The 15,657-nt window shown below is 46.3% G+C and carries 16 protein-coding genes; 3 read left to right on the forward strand and 13 right to left on the reverse strand.

Annotation, left to right across the window (positions count from 1 at the left end):
- Nucleotides 1-30: 30 nt before the first annotated feature.
- The 3 genes from BQ8014_RS19260 to BQ8014_RS16605 all read right to left on the reverse strand — a co-directional run bounded on the left by BQ8014_RS19260 (nt 31) and on the right by BQ8014_RS16605 (nt 2,894).
- The gene (locus BQ8014_RS19260) at nt 31-252 is read right to left on the reverse strand and encodes a hypothetical protein (protein ID WP_139785145.1); all 222 of its coding nucleotides are present in this window, start codon (nt 250-252) and stop codon (nt 31-33) included.
- Between the two features lie 294 nt (nt 253-546).
- Complete coding sequence (locus BQ8014_RS16600) at nt 547-2,298, reverse strand: helix-turn-helix domain-containing protein (protein ID WP_080905333.1); 1,752 nt, start codon at nt 2,296-2,298, stop codon at nt 547-549.
- Nucleotides 2,299-2,582: 284 nt separating this feature from the next.
- On the reverse strand, nt 2,583-2,894 hold the full coding sequence (locus BQ8014_RS16605) for a DUF3467 domain-containing protein (RefSeq protein ID WP_080905334.1): 312 nt from the start codon (nt 2,892-2,894) through the stop codon (nt 2,583-2,585).
- Between the two features lie 220 nt (nt 2,895-3,114).
- Between BQ8014_RS16605 and BQ8014_RS16610 the strand changes: the two genes are divergently transcribed.
- Together BQ8014_RS16610 and BQ8014_RS16615 are read left to right on the forward strand one after the other, a co-directional pair.
- Nucleotides 3,115-4,194: a DUF4831 family protein gene (locus tag BQ8014_RS16610; RefSeq protein WP_080905335.1), complete on the forward strand. Its 1,080-nt coding sequence runs from the start codon at nt 3,115-3,117 to the stop codon at nt 4,192-4,194.
- Nucleotides 4,195-4,212: 18 nt separating this feature from the next.
- The gene (locus BQ8014_RS16615) at nt 4,213-5,724 is read left to right on the forward strand and encodes a peptide MFS transporter (protein ID WP_080905336.1); all 1,512 of its coding nucleotides are present in this window, start codon (nt 4,213-4,215) and stop codon (nt 5,722-5,724) included.
- Nucleotides 5,725-5,840: 116 nt separating this feature from the next.
- Here BQ8014_RS16615 and BQ8014_RS16620 read toward each other — a convergent pair whose 3' ends face one another.
- The 10 genes from BQ8014_RS16620 to BQ8014_RS16665 form a co-directional block, all read right to left on the reverse strand.
- Entirely contained in the window at nt 5,841-6,794 is a 954-nt protein-coding gene (locus tag BQ8014_RS16620; protein ID WP_080905337.1) for an N-acetylornithine carbamoyltransferase, read from the reverse strand.
- Between the two features lie 28 nt (nt 6,795-6,822).
- Entirely contained in the window at nt 6,823-8,073 is a 1,251-nt protein-coding gene (locus BQ8014_RS16625; protein ID WP_080906017.1) for a glutamate-5-semialdehyde dehydrogenase, read from the reverse strand.
- A gap of 10 nt (nt 8,074-8,083) precedes the next feature.
- Nucleotides 8,084-9,169 carry a glutamate 5-kinase gene (gene proB, locus BQ8014_RS16630; RefSeq protein ID WP_080905338.1) on the reverse strand — a complete coding sequence of 362 codons (1,086 nt, stop codon included), beginning with the start codon at nt 9,167-9,169 and terminating at the stop codon, nt 8,084-8,086.
- 7 nt (nt 9,170-9,176) lie between these two features.
- A complete protein-coding gene (locus tag BQ8014_RS16635) occupies nt 9,177-10,832 on the reverse strand; it encodes an AMP-binding protein (RefSeq protein WP_080906018.1) in 1,656 nt (551 codons plus the stop codon).
- A gap of 10 nt (nt 10,833-10,842) precedes the next feature.
- Nucleotides 10,843-11,400 carry a helix-turn-helix domain-containing protein gene (locus tag BQ8014_RS16640; RefSeq protein WP_080905339.1) on the reverse strand — a complete coding sequence of 186 codons (558 nt, stop codon included), beginning with the start codon at nt 11,398-11,400 and terminating at the stop codon, nt 10,843-10,845.
- Between the two features lie 309 nt (nt 11,401-11,709).
- A complete protein-coding gene (locus BQ8014_RS16645) occupies nt 11,710-12,105 on the reverse strand; it encodes a YkvA family protein (protein WP_080905340.1) in 396 nt (131 codons plus the stop codon).
- Nucleotides 12,106-12,140: 35 nt separating this feature from the next.
- The gene (locus BQ8014_RS16650; protein WP_080905341.1) at nt 12,141-13,040 is read right to left on the reverse strand and encodes an outer membrane beta-barrel protein; all 900 of its coding nucleotides are present in this window, start codon (nt 13,038-13,040) and stop codon (nt 12,141-12,143) included.
- Between the two features lie 30 nt (nt 13,041-13,070).
- Complete coding sequence (locus tag BQ8014_RS16655; RefSeq protein ID WP_369808834.1) at nt 13,071-13,478, reverse strand: DUF6108 family protein; 408 nt, start codon at nt 13,476-13,478, stop codon at nt 13,071-13,073.
- A 59-nt stretch (nt 13,479-13,537) separates the two neighbouring features.
- A complete protein-coding gene (locus BQ8014_RS16660; protein WP_080906019.1) occupies nt 13,538-14,038 on the reverse strand; it encodes a hypothetical protein in 501 nt (166 codons plus the stop codon).
- 5 nt (nt 14,039-14,043) lie between these two features.
- Complete coding sequence (locus tag BQ8014_RS16665) at nt 14,044-14,538, reverse strand: RNA polymerase sigma factor (RefSeq protein ID WP_080905343.1); 495 nt, start codon at nt 14,536-14,538, stop codon at nt 14,044-14,046.
- A 137-nt stretch (nt 14,539-14,675) separates the two neighbouring features.
- On the opposite strand from BQ8014_RS16665, the gene BQ8014_RS16670 reads away from it, so the two are divergent.
- The gene (locus BQ8014_RS16670; protein ID WP_080905344.1) at nt 14,676-15,485 is read left to right on the forward strand and encodes an MBL fold metallo-hydrolase; all 810 of its coding nucleotides are present in this window, start codon (nt 14,676-14,678) and stop codon (nt 15,483-15,485) included.
- The last annotated feature ends 172 nt before the right edge of the window (nt 15,486-15,657 follow it).

The following is a 15,657-nucleotide window of genomic DNA, read 5'->3' on the forward strand; positions in this document are numbered from 1 at the left end:
AATATGTACTTTTTATTAATTATTATGATATTATTTACTGCTTTTCATCCGATTTATTACTTTCATCAATGTTTCCTTCTCAATCTTTTCGCGTTTCAGCGATTCCTCCAATTGCTTCTCCTTGTCGATATGATTAAAGAGACCACGGTTTTTCCGTCTGATCACCCGCCTGTGCCAGATGAGTAAAACGACGATCACCACCACCATAATGGACAGGCTGAGAAATAATATATCTTGGAAAAAGGAAGGCATCTTGTTTTTTTTTGCATTTGTTTCCCTAAAGGTCAGTACAGGGCCTGAAACAAATGCGAAAACTCGGAAGTAAAATGCGAAGATTCGGAATAGGCTTATAATCTGCTTATTACGCTTATTAAACACAGGTGGTTTATAACAAAGAAATCGAGTATACTCAATGAAGTGATTGAGTATACTCCTTTTTCACATCGAGTATACTCCTTATCTACATCGAGTATACTCAATTTTTCCGTTCAAATTAATTCATCCAACCCGGGTCATTAGGACGGAGGTTTCTATCGGCCGGTTACCTTATGATGGCTGTCTGACCTTTTTCTCTTTCGCCAACTTACGGTAGTCACGGGGTGACATATTGTATTTTTTGCGGAATTGCATTTGGAAAGTACGTACGGTGCCGAAACCCACTTTTTCCGAAATTTCTTCCATCGATAAATCGGACTCTTCGAGTACAACGATGGCATCGTTCAGGCGCAACTGGTTGATATATTCGGAATATGGTATTCCGAAACAGAACAAGAAAGCGTCTTCGAGATCGAAACGATTAATGCCCAGCCTCTCCACCAAACCGTCGCGCGAAAGGGTAGATTCACGGTAAATTTTATCTTTAAGCAGCAGATCACGCAGGGCAAGGCAGAGCTTGTCGCGACGGCTTTCAGGACAGAGTTCGGAGGCATTGCTTTGCGGCATTTGGAAAGAGGTTTTTTGCAATAAGCTTTGGTTTCTAATTTCCTGCTCGCTCTGCAACTCTTTGATTTGCGAAACGAGCGTCCGGTTTTTCCGGGTGATTTTCCGGTTATAATAGATCCAAATTGCCAACAGAATGAACAACAAAATGCAGCCGCCAAGGGCAAGGAGGAAATAGTTGCGGTTGCGTTCTTTTTCGACAATATGCTTACTGACTTCGTATTGGGTACGGAGTCCGTCTAATTGCCGGGCATATTCTATTTTGCCGAGGCTATCTTTGAGCGACAAAGATTGATTGGCAAGTTCGACCGCTTCCTTGCAATTCCCCATTTCGGCCAGGATATCGGCTTTCAATATCAAGTCTCCCGCATCCGGATGTGATGTTTGCTCTTCCAGTTTAATCAGACGGTTGACTTCTTCCAATGCTTTATCGAACTGTTTGCGCAAACGATAGATTTTCGCCCGTCCGTGATGCACTAAGATTTTATAGGCTGTGGTTTGAAGGGCGCTATCAATTTTATTGTAGTACTGCTCGGCCTTATCCAATTTATTGATGGCAATATAGTAACGGGCGTAGCACTCCCACAGGTTAGCTCGCGTGGTAGGGATTTCCCGTTTCACATTTTCTTCATAAAGGCGATTAATGTTCTCAAAAGCCTTGAGTTCCGGTTCCAACTCGTCGTACCTCTCCAAAGAAAGCAGGCTTTGGCACATATCAAAATACACATTTGCCATAATCGGATAATTTATGGGATCGCCTTTCATTAATTCGATTGTCTGGCGTTCCAAAGATACTGCTTCTTCCCAGCGGTCTTGTTTACCGGATATTTGGGCCATCGCATAAAGCGCCAGGGCCATGCCGTCTTTGTGGTTGAAGGATTGGGCTTTGTCATACATCGTTTTCGCTTCGGCAAGCGCCCGGTCGAATTGGTAAACTCTTAAATAAGAATCAACGAGATAACGATATACATTATAATAATGAAACCAACTTTGTCCTTTTTCCAACAGGGTGAGATATTCGGGCGCCCTTCGGAATACTTCATCGAAATTTCCCTGATTTTTGAAAGCCGCAAGGATATTGCACCGGATCACTCCGCGCATTTTAATATTGTCTTGTTTTCGGGCTTCCTTATCCATTTCGGAATAGATAGTCAGCATAGTATCCATTTTCAACTCGTCTTTACTTTCAAAGAAATAAGCCGTGGCCAGATACATATAGGCTTTCAATTTCTCTTCACCTTGCGTGCTGGCGATCACCCGACGGAGAGAGTCTTTCACAACATCGTTTTCCTGTGCAGAAATGCGCAAAGAAGAAAAAAAACAGAAACAGATAAGAAATAAAGTTCCGAAGAGTTTCATTTGTATATATTGTATGTGGCAAATATATAGCAGAAATAACTAATCATTGCTAACTAATCGTAAAAAAATAGAGAAAACAACCATCAGGCTTCCTCCCTCCACCCCTCTAACGGTACGGCAGCAAGGCTGTCCGGGTCAACACAAAAGACAGCACGACTTTCCGCATGGAACTCAAGGCGGATCCGGAACCGATTCGCACAAAAGCAGACTTTCTACGCTGCCCGGAAGAGGCGGAATATCGCCTGGATCAGCCCCTTTCGACAAATTAACATCAATTGCCAACATTACGCCTCTCCCTGAACTCCCCCTATGGGCGGAATGAAATCTTTGAACTGGGCGGTTTTGTCCCCTTTCATTTGTTCTTCGAACTTATGGATATTGTCTTCCAAAGCTAACAGAAGACGTTTCGCATTGTCCGGAGTCAGAATGATACGGCTTTGTACTCTTGCCTTGGGCGCTCCAGGCACCACCCGGATAAAATCCAAAATAAATTCGGATGAGGAATGTGAAATAATTGCTAAATTGGCATACGTACCTTGTGCTGTTTCCTCTGATAGTTCAACTTGTATCTCATTGGACGGTCTTTCTTTTTCCATAATTTTTTTTAAATGAATTTACTATTACTACTGAACAACAAATATACACAAAAGCAATGAATGTGCCGATAGCTATTTTTTCTTATCCACCCTAAAAAAACAGTCTACTCATTCTCTTCATTCAGTGAACTATATTTTTTTAGTGTTTATCATGGCATCTTGCCCACTTCCGAAATATTTTTTTAAATTTGTGAATTGATTTTCTATAATCCGAATAAAGATGAATACGAAAAACAAAATTCTCACTGTCGGTTTGCTACTATTAAGCCTGTCCGCCGTAGCGCAAACGAAAGTGACGAAAAAAATAGCAGCCAAAAGCAACGATTACGGCGTGACTTACTTACTTCCAAAAACATCGCTGATCATAGATGTGGAGGTCATTAAAAAAACATATAAGTCGGGAATTTATTACCAATATGCAGAAAAATACTTAGGTGTAAAAGATGTCATAACGGAAGATAAAGTCACTTATGAATTGGGGAAGATTAGCCTGATCAACAAAGGGATACCCAATCCGGAGAATACTTACCTCGTTACTTTCAAGCCGGGTACCGTCGCTCCTTATGCTTATCTGACGGAAGACGGACTGCTCTGTACGATTAATGCCGAATATACTCCTCCTGCGGAATCCGCTCTCGAAGCAGTGAAAAAAGCGGGACTGCCTAAAGAAAAGGCTGTCGATCCTTCCGTTTTTACGGAAGAACTGTTGATGGCAGGCTCGACTGCCCGCCAGGCTGAAGTTGCCGCCAAACAGGTCTACCGGATCAGAGAAAGCCGGATGGATATCCTTACGGGTGAATCAGACAACTTACCGCCCGATGGCGAAGCGATGAAATTAGTTATTCAACAATTGGAAGAACAGGAAAGGGGGCTTACCAACTTATTTACCGGCACAATCACCAAAGAAGTAAGCCATTATGACGTAACAGTCATTCCCACAGGAGATTTGGAAAAGGAAGTGCTTTTCCGTTTTTCCGAATTACTGGGTATTCTGGATGCAGACGATTTAGGTGGCGCTCCGGTCTATATCAACCTGAAAACTACCGAACGTGCCCCGCAGCTTGATCCGAAAGAGGCGGAGAAGAAAGAAAAGTCGATGAAAGGCGTAATCTACAACGTTCCCGGAAAAGCGGAGGCGGAAATTGTGTACAATAACAAACCGCTTTATAAAGGAGAAACGTTGATCGTTCAATTCGGTTCACAAGAAAGCCTGGCGCCTGTCATTCTGGAAGATAAGAAAATGCCGGTTAAAGTATTCTTCTACCCTGAAACCGGAGCCATTAAACAGATTATTCAATAATGTTTAAAATAAAAGCAGATGTTTAAAAATCACCCTAAAGGCCTTTTGGCCGCTTCTTTAGCCAATATGGGAGAGCGCTTCGGATTCTATACAATGATGGCAATCCTCTCCCTCTTTTTAATGTCCAAATTCGGATTGGATAAAACAAACTCAGGAGTTATTTATTCGGTATTCTACTTTTCCATCTACATCTTAGCTTTGGTGGGAGGTATTATCGCCGACCGGACGAAGAATTTTAAAGGAACAATTATTACCGGAACAGTCTTGATGGCTGCCGGATACCTGATTATTGCGATTCCGAGCCCGACACCGGTGGCCAACTTGCCTTTGTTTCTGACCATCACCTGCGTCGGATTGTTTGTCATCGCTTTTGGCAACGGACTTTTCAAGGGGAATTTACAAGCATTGGTAGGACAAATGTATGACAATGAGAAATACGGGAAAATGCGTGATTCCGGATTCTCCCTGTTCTATATGTTCATTAATATCGGAGCCATTTTTGCACCGATGTTGGCAATCTTTGTTCGTAATTGGTGGCTGGAAAGAAATGGATTCAGCTACAACTCCGACCTGTCCGCCCTTTGCCATCAACATTTGAGCGGAACATTGACACCGGAAGCCGCAGCCCGGTATCAGGAACTTGTTGCACAAGTGAGCCACGGCGAACCCGTCAACGATTTAACGGCTTTTGCCAATACTTATCTGAACATATTCAATACCGGATTCCACTATGCATTCGGTATTGCAATCTTAGCCCTGCTTATTTCCTTGATTATTTTCATCGTCAATAAGAAACAATTCCCGGAGCCAACCGTAAAAACAGCGGAGGAAGCTTCGAAAGCTACGAAGATGGATGTAAAAGAGGTAAAGCAACGTCTATATGCCTTGTTTGCCGTATTCTTCGTTGTGATCTTTTTTTGGTTTTCTTTTCACCAGAACGGTTTGACATTAACCTTCTTTGCCAACGATTACACACTCTTAAAGATAGGCCCGTGGAATATTACCACCGAGTTGTTTCAATCATTCAATCCTTTCTTTGTCGTCTTCCTGACGCCGATTGTACTTGCCTTTTTCGGTTGGTTACGCTCTAAAGATAAAGAGCCTTCCGCCCCGCGGAAGATTGCCATCGGTATGGGTATCGCAGCGACAGCCTATATCGTAATGACCTTAGGCTCCCTCGGCCTGCCTTCTTCCGAGGAAGTAAAAGCAATGGGCGGACTGCCCGATGCCCAACGGGTTACCCCTTATCTACTGATTGTGACTTACCTGATCTTAACCGTAGCGGAGCTGTTTATCAGCCCTCTGGGTATATCATTCGTATCCAAAGTCGCACCTCCCCAGTACCAGGGAATCATGCAAGGATGTTGGCTGGGAGCAACCGCATTAGGAAACCAACTTTTGGTATTCGGCGCCATTTTTTACGAAAACATTCCGATCTGGATGACGTGGATGGTCTTCGTTATAGCCTGTCTGATTTCCATGCTTTCCATGTTGTTTATGCTTAAATGGCTGGAGCGGATTACTAAATAATCCGGAAGAAAATATTTTCAACACAGAATGCCCCCTTTTGTCAAATTACAAGAGGGGGCATTTTGCTAAGTCTTCTTCATTAGAGCTATTTCGCATCAAACGAAGAAAATTGTTTTTCAGAGGCTCTCCAATATTTTTTTGAGTACGGCCTGCGCGGAGATTTCGCGATTGGCAGCTTCCGGAATGACGATGCTTTGGGGGCTTTCGATCACATCGTCGGTCACGATCATGTTACGACGTACCGGAAGACAGTGCATGAAATAGGCATTATTAGTCAATGCCATTTTCTCCGTATCGACCGTCCAGGCCCGATCCGTATTAATCACCTTGCCATAATTCGGATCGGTATAGGCAGACCAGTTCTTGGCATAAATAAAATCCGCCCCTTCAAAAGCCTTACGCTGGTCGTATTCGACTTTCGCCTTCCCGACAAAAACCGGATCGAGTTCATATCCCTCCGGATGGGTAATAACAAAGTCATAATCAGTGGCATTCATCCATTCAGCAAAACTATTTGCAACAGCCTGAGGCAACGGTTTCGGATGCGGCGCCCAAGAAAGGACAACTTTGGGACGCGCTGTCTTTTTATACTCTTCGATGGTAATCAGGTCGGCATAGCTTTGCAACGGGTGACGCGTAGAGGCTTCCATACTAAATATCGGTCGACCGGAATATTGGATAAATTGTGATAACAACTTTTCGTCATAATCCTCCTCCTTGCTCTCGAAACGGGCAAAGGAACGCACGCCGATGATATCGCAATAGCAGCCCATCACCGGAATCGCCTCGAGTAGATGCTCCGGCTTATCGCCATCCATGATGACCCCGCGCTCGGTTTCCAATTTCCAGGCTCCTTGATTGACATCCAATACCATGGTATTCATACCCAAATTCATGCCCGCCTTTTGTGTACTCAGACGAGTACGAAGACTGGAGTTGAAAAAGATCATCAACAACGTTTTATTCTTTCCCAACTCCGTATAACGGAACCGGTCTTTCTTTATCTCCAAAGCATCTGCAACAGCCTGTTTGAGATCTCCTATGTCTTGTACGCAAGTAAATTGTTTCATTCTATTTTTTTTTTGCTATTTTCTAATTTCAAGAAATGCGGGTTTGCCCCTCTCCCTCGATAATATATTTATAAGTAGTCAGTTCCGGCAAAGCCATCGGCCCGCGGGCGTGCAACTTCTGGGTACTGATTCCGATCTCTGCTCCGAAGCCGAACTGGCCGCCGTCGGTAAAGGCCGTAGAAACATTCGCATAAACACAGGCGGCGTCCACCGTTTGCTCAAACAGACGGATCGCAGTCTCCGACTCGCTGATGATGCATTCACTATGCTTGGAACCATACCGGGCGATGTGATCCAAAGCTTCCCGGATGGATGCGACAGTACGGATACTCATCTTATAATCCAGAAACTCGGTACCGTAGCTTACTTCCGTTGCCCTTTGAAGTAAAGCGGAAGGATACTGCCCGCTAAGGGCTTCATAAGCCGGTTCGTCTGCATAAATGATCACTTTGTTTTCCGCTAGCGGACGGCAAATCGCAGGAAGGTCTTGCAAGCGATCCCGATGGATCAACAAGCAATCCAAAGCATTGCATACGCTGACACGGCGAGTCTTCGCATTATTCACGATCGCCACGCCTTTGAGCAGGTCGCCCTCCTTGTCAAAATAGGTATGACAGATGCCCGCGCCGGTTTCGATAACCGGTACGCGCGAATATTCCCGTACGTATTGTATCAACGATTGGCTCCCGCGGGGTATGATCAGGTCGACAAGCCCGACCGCCTCCAACAGACCGGTCGTCGCTTCCCTTCCCGGAGGAAGGAGCGTACAAACGGCCTCCGCCAATCCGTATCGTTTCAGTACCCGATGAATCAGGCTCACCAGGGCACGGTTGGAGAAGTCGGCGTCGGAACCTCCTTTCAGTATGCAAACGTTGCCGCTTTTCAGACAAAGAGAATAGACGTCGAAGGTAACATTAGGACGGGCTTCATAGATAATGCCAATCACCCCGAAAGGTACGGATACCTTCCTTATTCTCATCCCGTTCGGACGGGTCGCCTCACTCAACGTCTGCTCGAGAGGAGAAGGCAGCAGGGCCACATTTTCCATATCCTTTGCCATTCCCTCCAATCGCTGTTCCGTCAGTTTAAGACGGTCGTATTTCGGGTCGCCGGACTGCATGCGCTTCAGATCTTTCTCATTCTCTTCCAGGATAAAAGGCAGTTGTTCCCTTAACTCTTTTGCCGTATCCCGCAGCACCTCTCGAATCGTTTCCTCCGGAATCCTACCGGCCGAGCGGAAGGCTTGCGCCGCTTCTTTTATATAATCGAGGGTTTCCATATCGTTTTGCTTAATCAATATATAAATAATCGTAATGAATCAAAGGTTTGATGTCCCGTTGGCCGATACGTTTCTCGGCTTCCGCCTTGCTGTAACCGGCGCATCCGACCCCGATTTGCTTCCCTTTTTCATTGATGATGCGGACGATGTCTTCTTTTTCGAAATCACCGAGAATACGGGTCACCCCCACCAGCAGCACACTGGTAGCTTGTGGGCCGCATAGCGCCTTTTCCGCCCCGGCATTAATATGCACTTCCCCTTTGGCAAAACCTTCCGAATGGGCGATCCATTTCTTAATGCTGCTGATCGGTTTTACCGAAGGAACAAACCGGGTACAGACCGTTTGGCTTCCGTCAGCCAATAGTTCCGGCAAGATATGATTCCTTCGTCCGTTGGCAATAATAACTTCGATCCCCTCGTCCGCCACCTTCCGGGCGATCCGGTATTTGGTCTGCATCCCTCCCCGGCCGAAATCCGACTTCTTCGCCTGGATAAAACTTTCCGGATCGACCTCCGCTCCGTTGATCCGGGGAATGATCCGGGAATCCGGATCCACCGGATCACCATCATAGATGCCATCTATATTACTGAGGATCACCAGGACATCCACTCCCATCATGGCGGCAATCAAGCCTGATAATTCGTCATTGTCGGTAAACATAAGTTCCGTAACGGAAATCGTATCGTTCTCATTCACTATGGGGATCACCTTGTTTGCCAACATCACTTCCATACAGTTTTTCTGATTCAGGTAATGAGTGCGGGTGGACAGGTTCTCCTTCGTCGTCAAGACCTGCCCGCAAGCAATTCCATGTTCCCGGAAAAGCTCAAAATAACGATTGATCAACTTGGCTTGTCCGACTGCCGAATAAAGCTGCCGCGCCGAAACGGCATCCAACTTACGGGCGGGCTTTACCTCACTCCGCCCGGAGGCGACAGCTCCGGAAGAGATCAGAACAATCTCCACGCCGGCATCCTGCAACTCCGCCACCTGATCGACCAGGTCGGACATACGGGTAATATCCAGCGTCCCATCCTTACGCGTCAGGACGTTACTCCCTATTTTTATAGCAATGCGTGAATAGGAATAGCCCATACGATTTTTATTTACCGTGTTTTTCCCTTATTTCCACCCGTCGTATCTTTCCGCTGATCGTTTTGGGCAGTTCATCCACAAATTCCACAATGCGCGGGTATTTATAAGGGGCGGTCACCCGCTTTACATGATCTTGTATTTCTTTCTTCAAGGCCTCGCCTGCCTTTGCCTTATATTCGGCAGAGAGAACGATCGTCGCTTTCACCACCTGTCCGCGAATCTCGTCCGGCACCCCGGTAATCGCACACTCGACTACAGCCGGATGCGCCATAAGGGCGCTCTCCACTTCGAACGGGCCGATACGATAACCCGAACTTTTAATCACATCATCCACACGGCCTACGAACCAGTAATAGCCGTCCTCATCACGCCAGGCCACATCGCCGGTATAATATATATGATTATGCCAGGAACCTTTGGTCAGCGCCGGGTCACGATAATATTCCTTGAATAAGCCTAAGGGCCTTCCTTTATCCGTACGCACCACGATTTGCCCCTGCTCGCCGTCTTCAGCCGGAGTTCCGTCCGGGCGTAGCAAATCTACATCATATTGCGGATTCGGCACTCCCATCGAACCGGGTTTCGGCTCCATCCACGGAAGTGTGCAAATCAATAAGGTTGTTTCGGTCTGCCCAAAACCTTCCATCAGTTTGATTCCCGTCAGTTTATAGAACGTCTCATACACGGTCGGATTCAAGGCTTCCCCCGCAATGGTACAATAGTGAAGGGAAGAGAGGTCGTATTTCGTCAGATCCTCACGGATGAGGAAACGGAAAACGGTAGGCGGCGCACATAAGGAGGTTATCTTGTACTCCTGAATCATTTGCAGCATATTAGCCGGCGTAAACTTCTCGTGGTCATAAACGAAGACCGTTGCGCCGGCAATCCATTGTCCGTAGAGTTTTCCCCAGACGGCTTTTCCCCAGCCGGTATCGGCGATGGTAAGATGTAAACTGCCTTCGTGCAGGTTATGCCAGTAACTACCGGTCACGATATGCCCTAAAGGATACGTAAAATCATGGACTACCATCTTCGGCTCGCCGGTCGTACCGGAAGTAAAATAGAGCAAAGAAAAATCATCATTGCTATTCACATGCTCCGGGCGTACAAATGGGGAGGCGGCTTCGATTCCTTCCTGAAAATCGAGGAAACCCTCAGGAACGAGCGGGCCGATTGAAACAAGTTGCTTGACGGAAGGAGATTCCGGCAGGGCGTCCTTCACATGTTTCAGGATTTCTTCTTCCCCCGCACAGACAATCATCTTTATATCGGCGGCCTTATTGCGATAGATAATATCTTTTTTCGTTAACAGATGAGTAGCGGGTATGGCCACAGCGCCAAGTTTATGCAATGCAAGGATGGAAAACCAAAACTCGTACCGGCGCTTCAGGATCAACATCACCATATCCCCGTGCCCGATGCCGAGCGACCGGAAGTAAGAAGCGGTCGCGTCGCTTTTACGCTTCAGTTCCGCAAAGGAAAAGTCGATATGCGCCCCTTGGTCATTCGTCCAGCATAACGCTTTCTTATCCGGGGCTTCTTTTGCCCAAACATCTACGACATCATATCCGAAGTTGAAATTTTCCGGGACTTTGATTTTAAAGTTTTTGATAAAGTCTTCCTGCGACTCGAATGTTGTTTTCTCAACAAATCTTTCTAACATCTTCATTGCCTTAGTTTAATATAATTGCCAGGAAACGGACCGGTTTGCCGTCCAGCGCTTTCATGCCATGGGGAAGTTCCGCGTTAAAATAGATGCTGTCACCTTCCTCCAACGTAACCTGTTTCTTGTTGATTTGCAGCAATACCCTGCCCTCGATGATGTAATTGTATTCCTGGCCCTTGTGCGTGTTCAGGAACATCGGGTGATCCTCCGGCTTGGGATGTACCGTAACCATAAAAGGGTCTGCTCTCCTTTTTGAGAACCCGGCTGCCAGGGATTGGTATTTATAGGCTTTGACCCGTTCCACAGCGACGCCTTTTCCCTTACGGGTAATAAAGTAAGTGCTCATCTTCGGTTCGTCGCCGAACAAAAGAGCGGTGAGCTCAATGCCGTAGGCATGTGCGATTTTATGCAAAACACTCACCGATATATCACTTAAACCGTCTTCCAACCGGGAATACTCTTCAAGGGACAAACCGCATGTTTTTGCCATCTCATCTTTGGAAATTTCCAATGCATCCCGCAAACCTGCGAGTCGCTCTGCAATCTGCTTGATATTTTCAGTCATCCGCCTTTCAATTAGTGAATAGGCTCCAAAGATATAAAAAAAGCATTAATTGTTTATCATTCCCGCTTGTGAATGATTTGATTGGGCATAGACGGATTTTCCTAAGGGTTTATCCAAATATATTTTTGACCGGGTCAAAAATATATTCAACAATGGTCAAAAAGATAATTGGGTTGCGACTTTATTAATATTGGGTTGCAGTGATCGGAATCTTGCCGCCTGTGGCATGAAAAAGAGTCCCGCCCACGTGGAATGAGCGGGACTCTTATGGGTATAGACACGAATAATAGGTATAAAATTCAATTAGCTCTAAATAGAAGGGTTACGCAAAAGTTCTTTCAGTTTCCGATCGGCGCGCTCTTTGATGTCAAGTGTCAGGTTATCCTTCAATTCTTTCAAGAGAAGGGTCATGACAGCAAGATCATCCGTAAAACCGAGCACGGCTATAAAATCCGGAAGAATATCCACCGGCATGATAAAGTAGCCCAACGCTCCGACGATATAAGCCTTATGTTTCAATGAAACATCGCTATCCTGCAACATATAAAACAGTTGCAACACCGGCCGCAATAGTTCGCCGCCGACTTTTTGCGCAATCCGCCTTACTTTATTCCAAAGGCGATTTTCCGAATAGAATGTTCCATAACGAACCAATTGCTCCGGAGGCTGGATTGGATATTTACGTTTATAATACAGGCTTGCCATTTTCTTTGTTTATAACGAATAAACAAAGATAAGATTTAGAAATGAATTTGCAAACCGAGTGAAACGGGATGCACATCCGGGCCTTTGTCTTTTTCAAAGAGAGTCATCGGGGAATATTTGGCATAAAGCCCGATCCAGTCATAACCAGCCTGAAACAAAAAATCCATCATTACGGGACGGATATTCATCCCCCGGTCTTTCTTTTCCTTTCTCTTCTTCCCAGACTCATCATTATAAACAACTCTGGAAGAGGATATTGTCTTAATTACACCCACGATACCCGCCGACACGAAAAGACCCGAATCATGATTCTTCCGTTGCTGCCATTCGAGTAAGAGCGGAATCGTAAGGCTGGTGGTATTCAGGTTACTCTTCCTATAGGTAATCCCCTCGGGGGCGTCTACCAGTTGCGTCACGCCGTCAATCTCCTGGAAATGTTGGTTCGTATCCAGCCGGTAACGGTTCCAACGCATGCCGGCGCCGGTTACCAACGCCCATCCGTAGCGGGAAATAGGAAAGGTATATTCCAGCACATTCAGGTTGTATTCCAACGAGTTCTCCGCACGTAAAGCCACACCGTCAATATTATTGACATGCAAACTGCCGTCTGCAAAGCTGCCGAAACCCATACCGAAACCCGCCCAATGACCGTCCCAGCCTTTATTCCAGGAGGGGATGGGGATACGGATAGAACGGGTGTGCCGGTTCTCGTAGGATTGTCCGTTGCGATAATGCCCTTCAAAAATCATCTCGTCTTCCATTTCTCCTCCGTTAAGGTCAAAGACTTTGACTTTCATCCGGTATCCGTCATCTTTCAATTCGATCCGTTTGTTTTCCAAACGGATGACCGTATCCATGGAAAGCGATTCCGACTGGGCGGACAAAACAGACGGCAAAAGGCAAAGAGCCATAAAGGAAAGTAATTTCGTTTTCATCGTTTTATAGCATTTTATGGATTATTACTCTTATTTATTAAAAAGAATGGTAATTAAGTCGTCACTATCCAGCTCGCCTTCGATATAAACCAATGTGATAACTCCTTTCTGATTGACCTTGAAGAGCACGAAGCGGTTTACCTCCTTTTGCTCTCCCGGCATTTGGTAGTAGGCGGAGATCAAACCGCCGTCGTCAGTGATTTCTTTAATCTTGCGGGCGCCGACCTGATCCGTCTCAAGGCATTTCCGGACGAAGCGCAACGCCTCCGGATCGTCTTTGATCGTGATACTCTTATAATGCGTCATATTGTAGGCATCCAACATTTCATTGGACAACTCCACCATGGTTACATTCTTCTTCTTTCCGTAGCGCTGAAAGACATCTTGCGTCTTTAGCCCTTTCTGCATCCCTTCGCCATAAGCCTGTTCCGGCAGCATAAGCAGCAAGCCGAAAAACAAACAAAGGAAACATTGTATTCGTTTCATTCCTTTTTAGTTTAGTCTTTGTCCAATAAAAAACTGAATTCCTTTAGTTGATCTTCGATGATCTCCTTCCCGTTCGCAGTCTCGCCCGTTCCTTCCGGCAAAGAGGATTCATCCGAACTCGAAACTTCTTGCAAAGCCTCTAAAGCAAACGAGCGCACCTTATGTATATCAGTATAGCAATGCCCGTTGATAACAACATAGTTTTCGCCGCAAAAACGCGTTCCCTGACCGGAATAATGCCCCCATCCGAGGATGAGCAGCCAACAGGCCGCCGCACCGGCCAATGCATACAGCCAGATCCGCCGGGCGGAATGTTTGGAGAGCATCTTCTTTATCTCCGCAGGAACTTCCCGGGGCTTCTCCGCTTCCTCATCAAAATAGGCGAATAACGGCTTGTATTTCCGCAAATCCCCCCGCACCTCTCCGGAAGCGAAATAGGCCCGAAGCCGGCGCTCTTCCCCATACGACGTCTTTCCTTCAAAATAATCCGCCAGTAATTTATCTATATCCATCGTTTTCATTTATTCATTTGTAAAAATTGTTCACGCACCCGTTTTCTTGCCCGGGAGAGATTGGAACGAACCGCTTCTACCTGCGTTCCGGTTATTTCGGCGATCTGCGCCAGTTCATAACCCTCAATGTCTTTCATCCGGATAATCGTTTGTTGCAATCCGGGCAAAGCCTCGATGATCCGCCGCACCCGTGCGACCGCATCCCGTTCTTCCAATTGTTCTTCAGGCGTATGAGAATCGGAAAGGATATGCGCACCTTCCGATTCTTCCACCCAATGCTTGCGCCCTCTGAGCTTGTCGATTGCCAGATGTTTCGTCACCTGGATAGCCAACGCTTCAACGCTACGATACGCATCCAGTTTTTCGCGGATACTCCATAACTTCAGGAAGGCTTCCTGGACGATGTCTTCCGCATCGGCAGGCGCCACCCACCTCAACGAATAGTCCAGCATCTTCTTCCGCAAGGGCAAAACCGTTATTTTAAACGCTTCCAGTTCCATTCTCTTCTTTGTAGACGACAAAGGAAGAAAAACATAACATGGGAATCCCGGATTTTTGCCAAAATAATTCCAATATGCGAATCACATTCAGATTCTTCGTATATTGGCATTGTTATTTCAAATAAACAGATGACAAAATGAGAAAGACAATGGCACTATTATCCGCAGTCCTGTCCTTTTCCTTTTTTGCCTGCGGAAACCAGGCGAATACGAAGGCGGAGAAGGCAGAAACGAATCAAGAGGGAAAACCCTCTGCTGTACAGTCCGGAACAGTGATTCCGGCAGACACCTTCGGTAGCGGCAAGACGGCGCTTTACGTAACGCTTGTCGGACACGGTTCTTTTATGTTTGAATATGCCGGCCGGATTATTCAGGTCGATCCCTATTCCCCGGTAGCCGATTATTCCAAATTGCCTAAAGCCGATTTAATCCTCCTGACGCACGAGCATGGCGACCATCTGGACCAGAAAGCCATCGCCGATGTACGAAAAGAAAATACCGGATTCATTACTTCCCAAGTTTGTCACGACCAGCTCGGATACGGGGAAGTAATGAAGAACGGGGACAAGACCGTATGGAACGGCATTTCCATCGAAGCGGTTCCGGCTTACAATATCGTGCATAAGAAGCCGGACGGGGAAGCCTACCATCCGAAAGGACGGGGCAACGGCTATATTCTGACTTTCGGAGAACGGAAAGTTTATGTATCCGCCGATACGGAAAACATTCCGGAAATGGATGCGCTGAAAGGAAAGATCGACATCGCGTTCCTGCCTAAGAATCTTCCTTATACCATGACGGACGAAATGTTTATTGATGCGGCGAAGAAAGTCAGCCCCAAAGTGCTGTATCCTTGCCACTTTTCCGAATTTGACAAGGAGAAGATCGGCAAAGCCCTGGAAGGAACCGGCATTGAGCTACGCATCCGCCCGATGAAGAACCGGTAGTAAAGGACAAAAGCCGGAATTCCTTTCTCCGGGTATCATGGAGCTGTCCAAAAGGCCGTGACTCGTACGGAAAAAAGCCGTGCACGGGATTTTATAAATGAGTATACTCGATTTTCAAGGCGGCGCAATGCTTTTAAAACAGCCTCTTGAGTTTTGCAGGATTTCATTTTGA

Source organism: Parabacteroides sp. Marseille-P3160, assembly GCF_900162725.1.
Classification (GTDB): domain Bacteria; phylum Bacteroidota; class Bacteroidia; order Bacteroidales; family Tannerellaceae; genus Marseille-P3160.

Excerpts from the sequence above, each read along its gene's own strand:
- BQ8014_RS16615 (WP_080905336.1), top strand. The coding sequence starts at position 4,213 with ATGTTTAAAAATCACCCTAAAGGCCTTTTGGCCGCTTCTTTAGCCAAT.
- BQ8014_RS19260 (WP_139785145.1), bottom strand. The coding sequence starts at position 252 with ATGCCTTCCTTTTTCCAAGATATATTATTTCTCAGCCTGTCCATTATG.
- BQ8014_RS16635 (WP_080906018.1), bottom strand. The coding sequence starts at position 10,832 with ATGTTAGAAAGATTTGTTGAGAAAACAACATTCGAGTCGCAGGAAGAC.
- BQ8014_RS16610 (WP_080905335.1), top strand. The coding sequence starts at position 3,115 with ATGAATACGAAAAACAAAATTCTCACTGTCGGTTTGCTACTATTAAGC.
- BQ8014_RS16640 (WP_080905339.1), bottom strand. The coding sequence starts at position 11,400 with ATGACTGAAAATATCAAGCAGATTGCAGAGCGACTCGCAGGTTTGCGG.
- BQ8014_RS16665 (WP_080905343.1), bottom strand. The coding sequence starts at position 14,538 with ATGGAACTGGAAGCGTTTAAAATAACGGTTTTGCCCTTGCGGAAGAAG.
- BQ8014_RS16625 (WP_080906017.1), bottom strand. The coding sequence starts at position 8,073 with ATGGAAACCCTCGATTATATAAAAGAAGCGGCGCAAGCCTTCCGCTCG.
- BQ8014_RS16600 (WP_080905333.1), bottom strand. The coding sequence starts at position 2,298 with ATGAAACTCTTCGGAACTTTATTTCTTATCTGTTTCTGTTTTTTTTCT.
- BQ8014_RS16605 (WP_080905334.1), bottom strand. The coding sequence starts at position 2,894 with ATGGAAAAAGAAAGACCGTCCAATGAGATACAAGTTGAACTATCAGAG.
- BQ8014_RS16660 (WP_080906019.1), bottom strand. The coding sequence starts at position 14,038 with ATGGATATAGATAAATTACTGGCGGATTATTTTGAAGGAAAGACGTCG.
- BQ8014_RS16650 (WP_080905341.1), bottom strand. The coding sequence starts at position 13,040 with ATGAAAACGAAATTACTTTCCTTTATGGCTCTTTGCCTTTTGCCGTCT.
- BQ8014_RS16645 (WP_080905340.1), bottom strand. The coding sequence starts at position 12,105 with ATGGCAAGCCTGTATTATAAACGTAAATATCCAATCCAGCCTCCGGAG.
- BQ8014_RS16620 (WP_080905337.1), bottom strand. The coding sequence starts at position 6,794 with ATGAAACAATTTACTTGCGTACAAGACATAGGAGATCTCAAACAGGCT.
- proB (WP_080905338.1), bottom strand. The coding sequence starts at position 9,169 with ATGGGCTATTCCTATTCACGCATTGCTATAAAAATAGGGAGTAACGTC.
- BQ8014_RS16655 (WP_369808834.1), bottom strand. The coding sequence starts at position 13,478 with ATGCTGCCGGAACAGGCTTATGGCGAAGGGATGCAGAAAGGGCTAAAG.
- BQ8014_RS16670 (WP_080905344.1), top strand. The coding sequence starts at position 14,676 with ATGAGAAAGACAATGGCACTATTATCCGCAGTCCTGTCCTTTTCCTTT.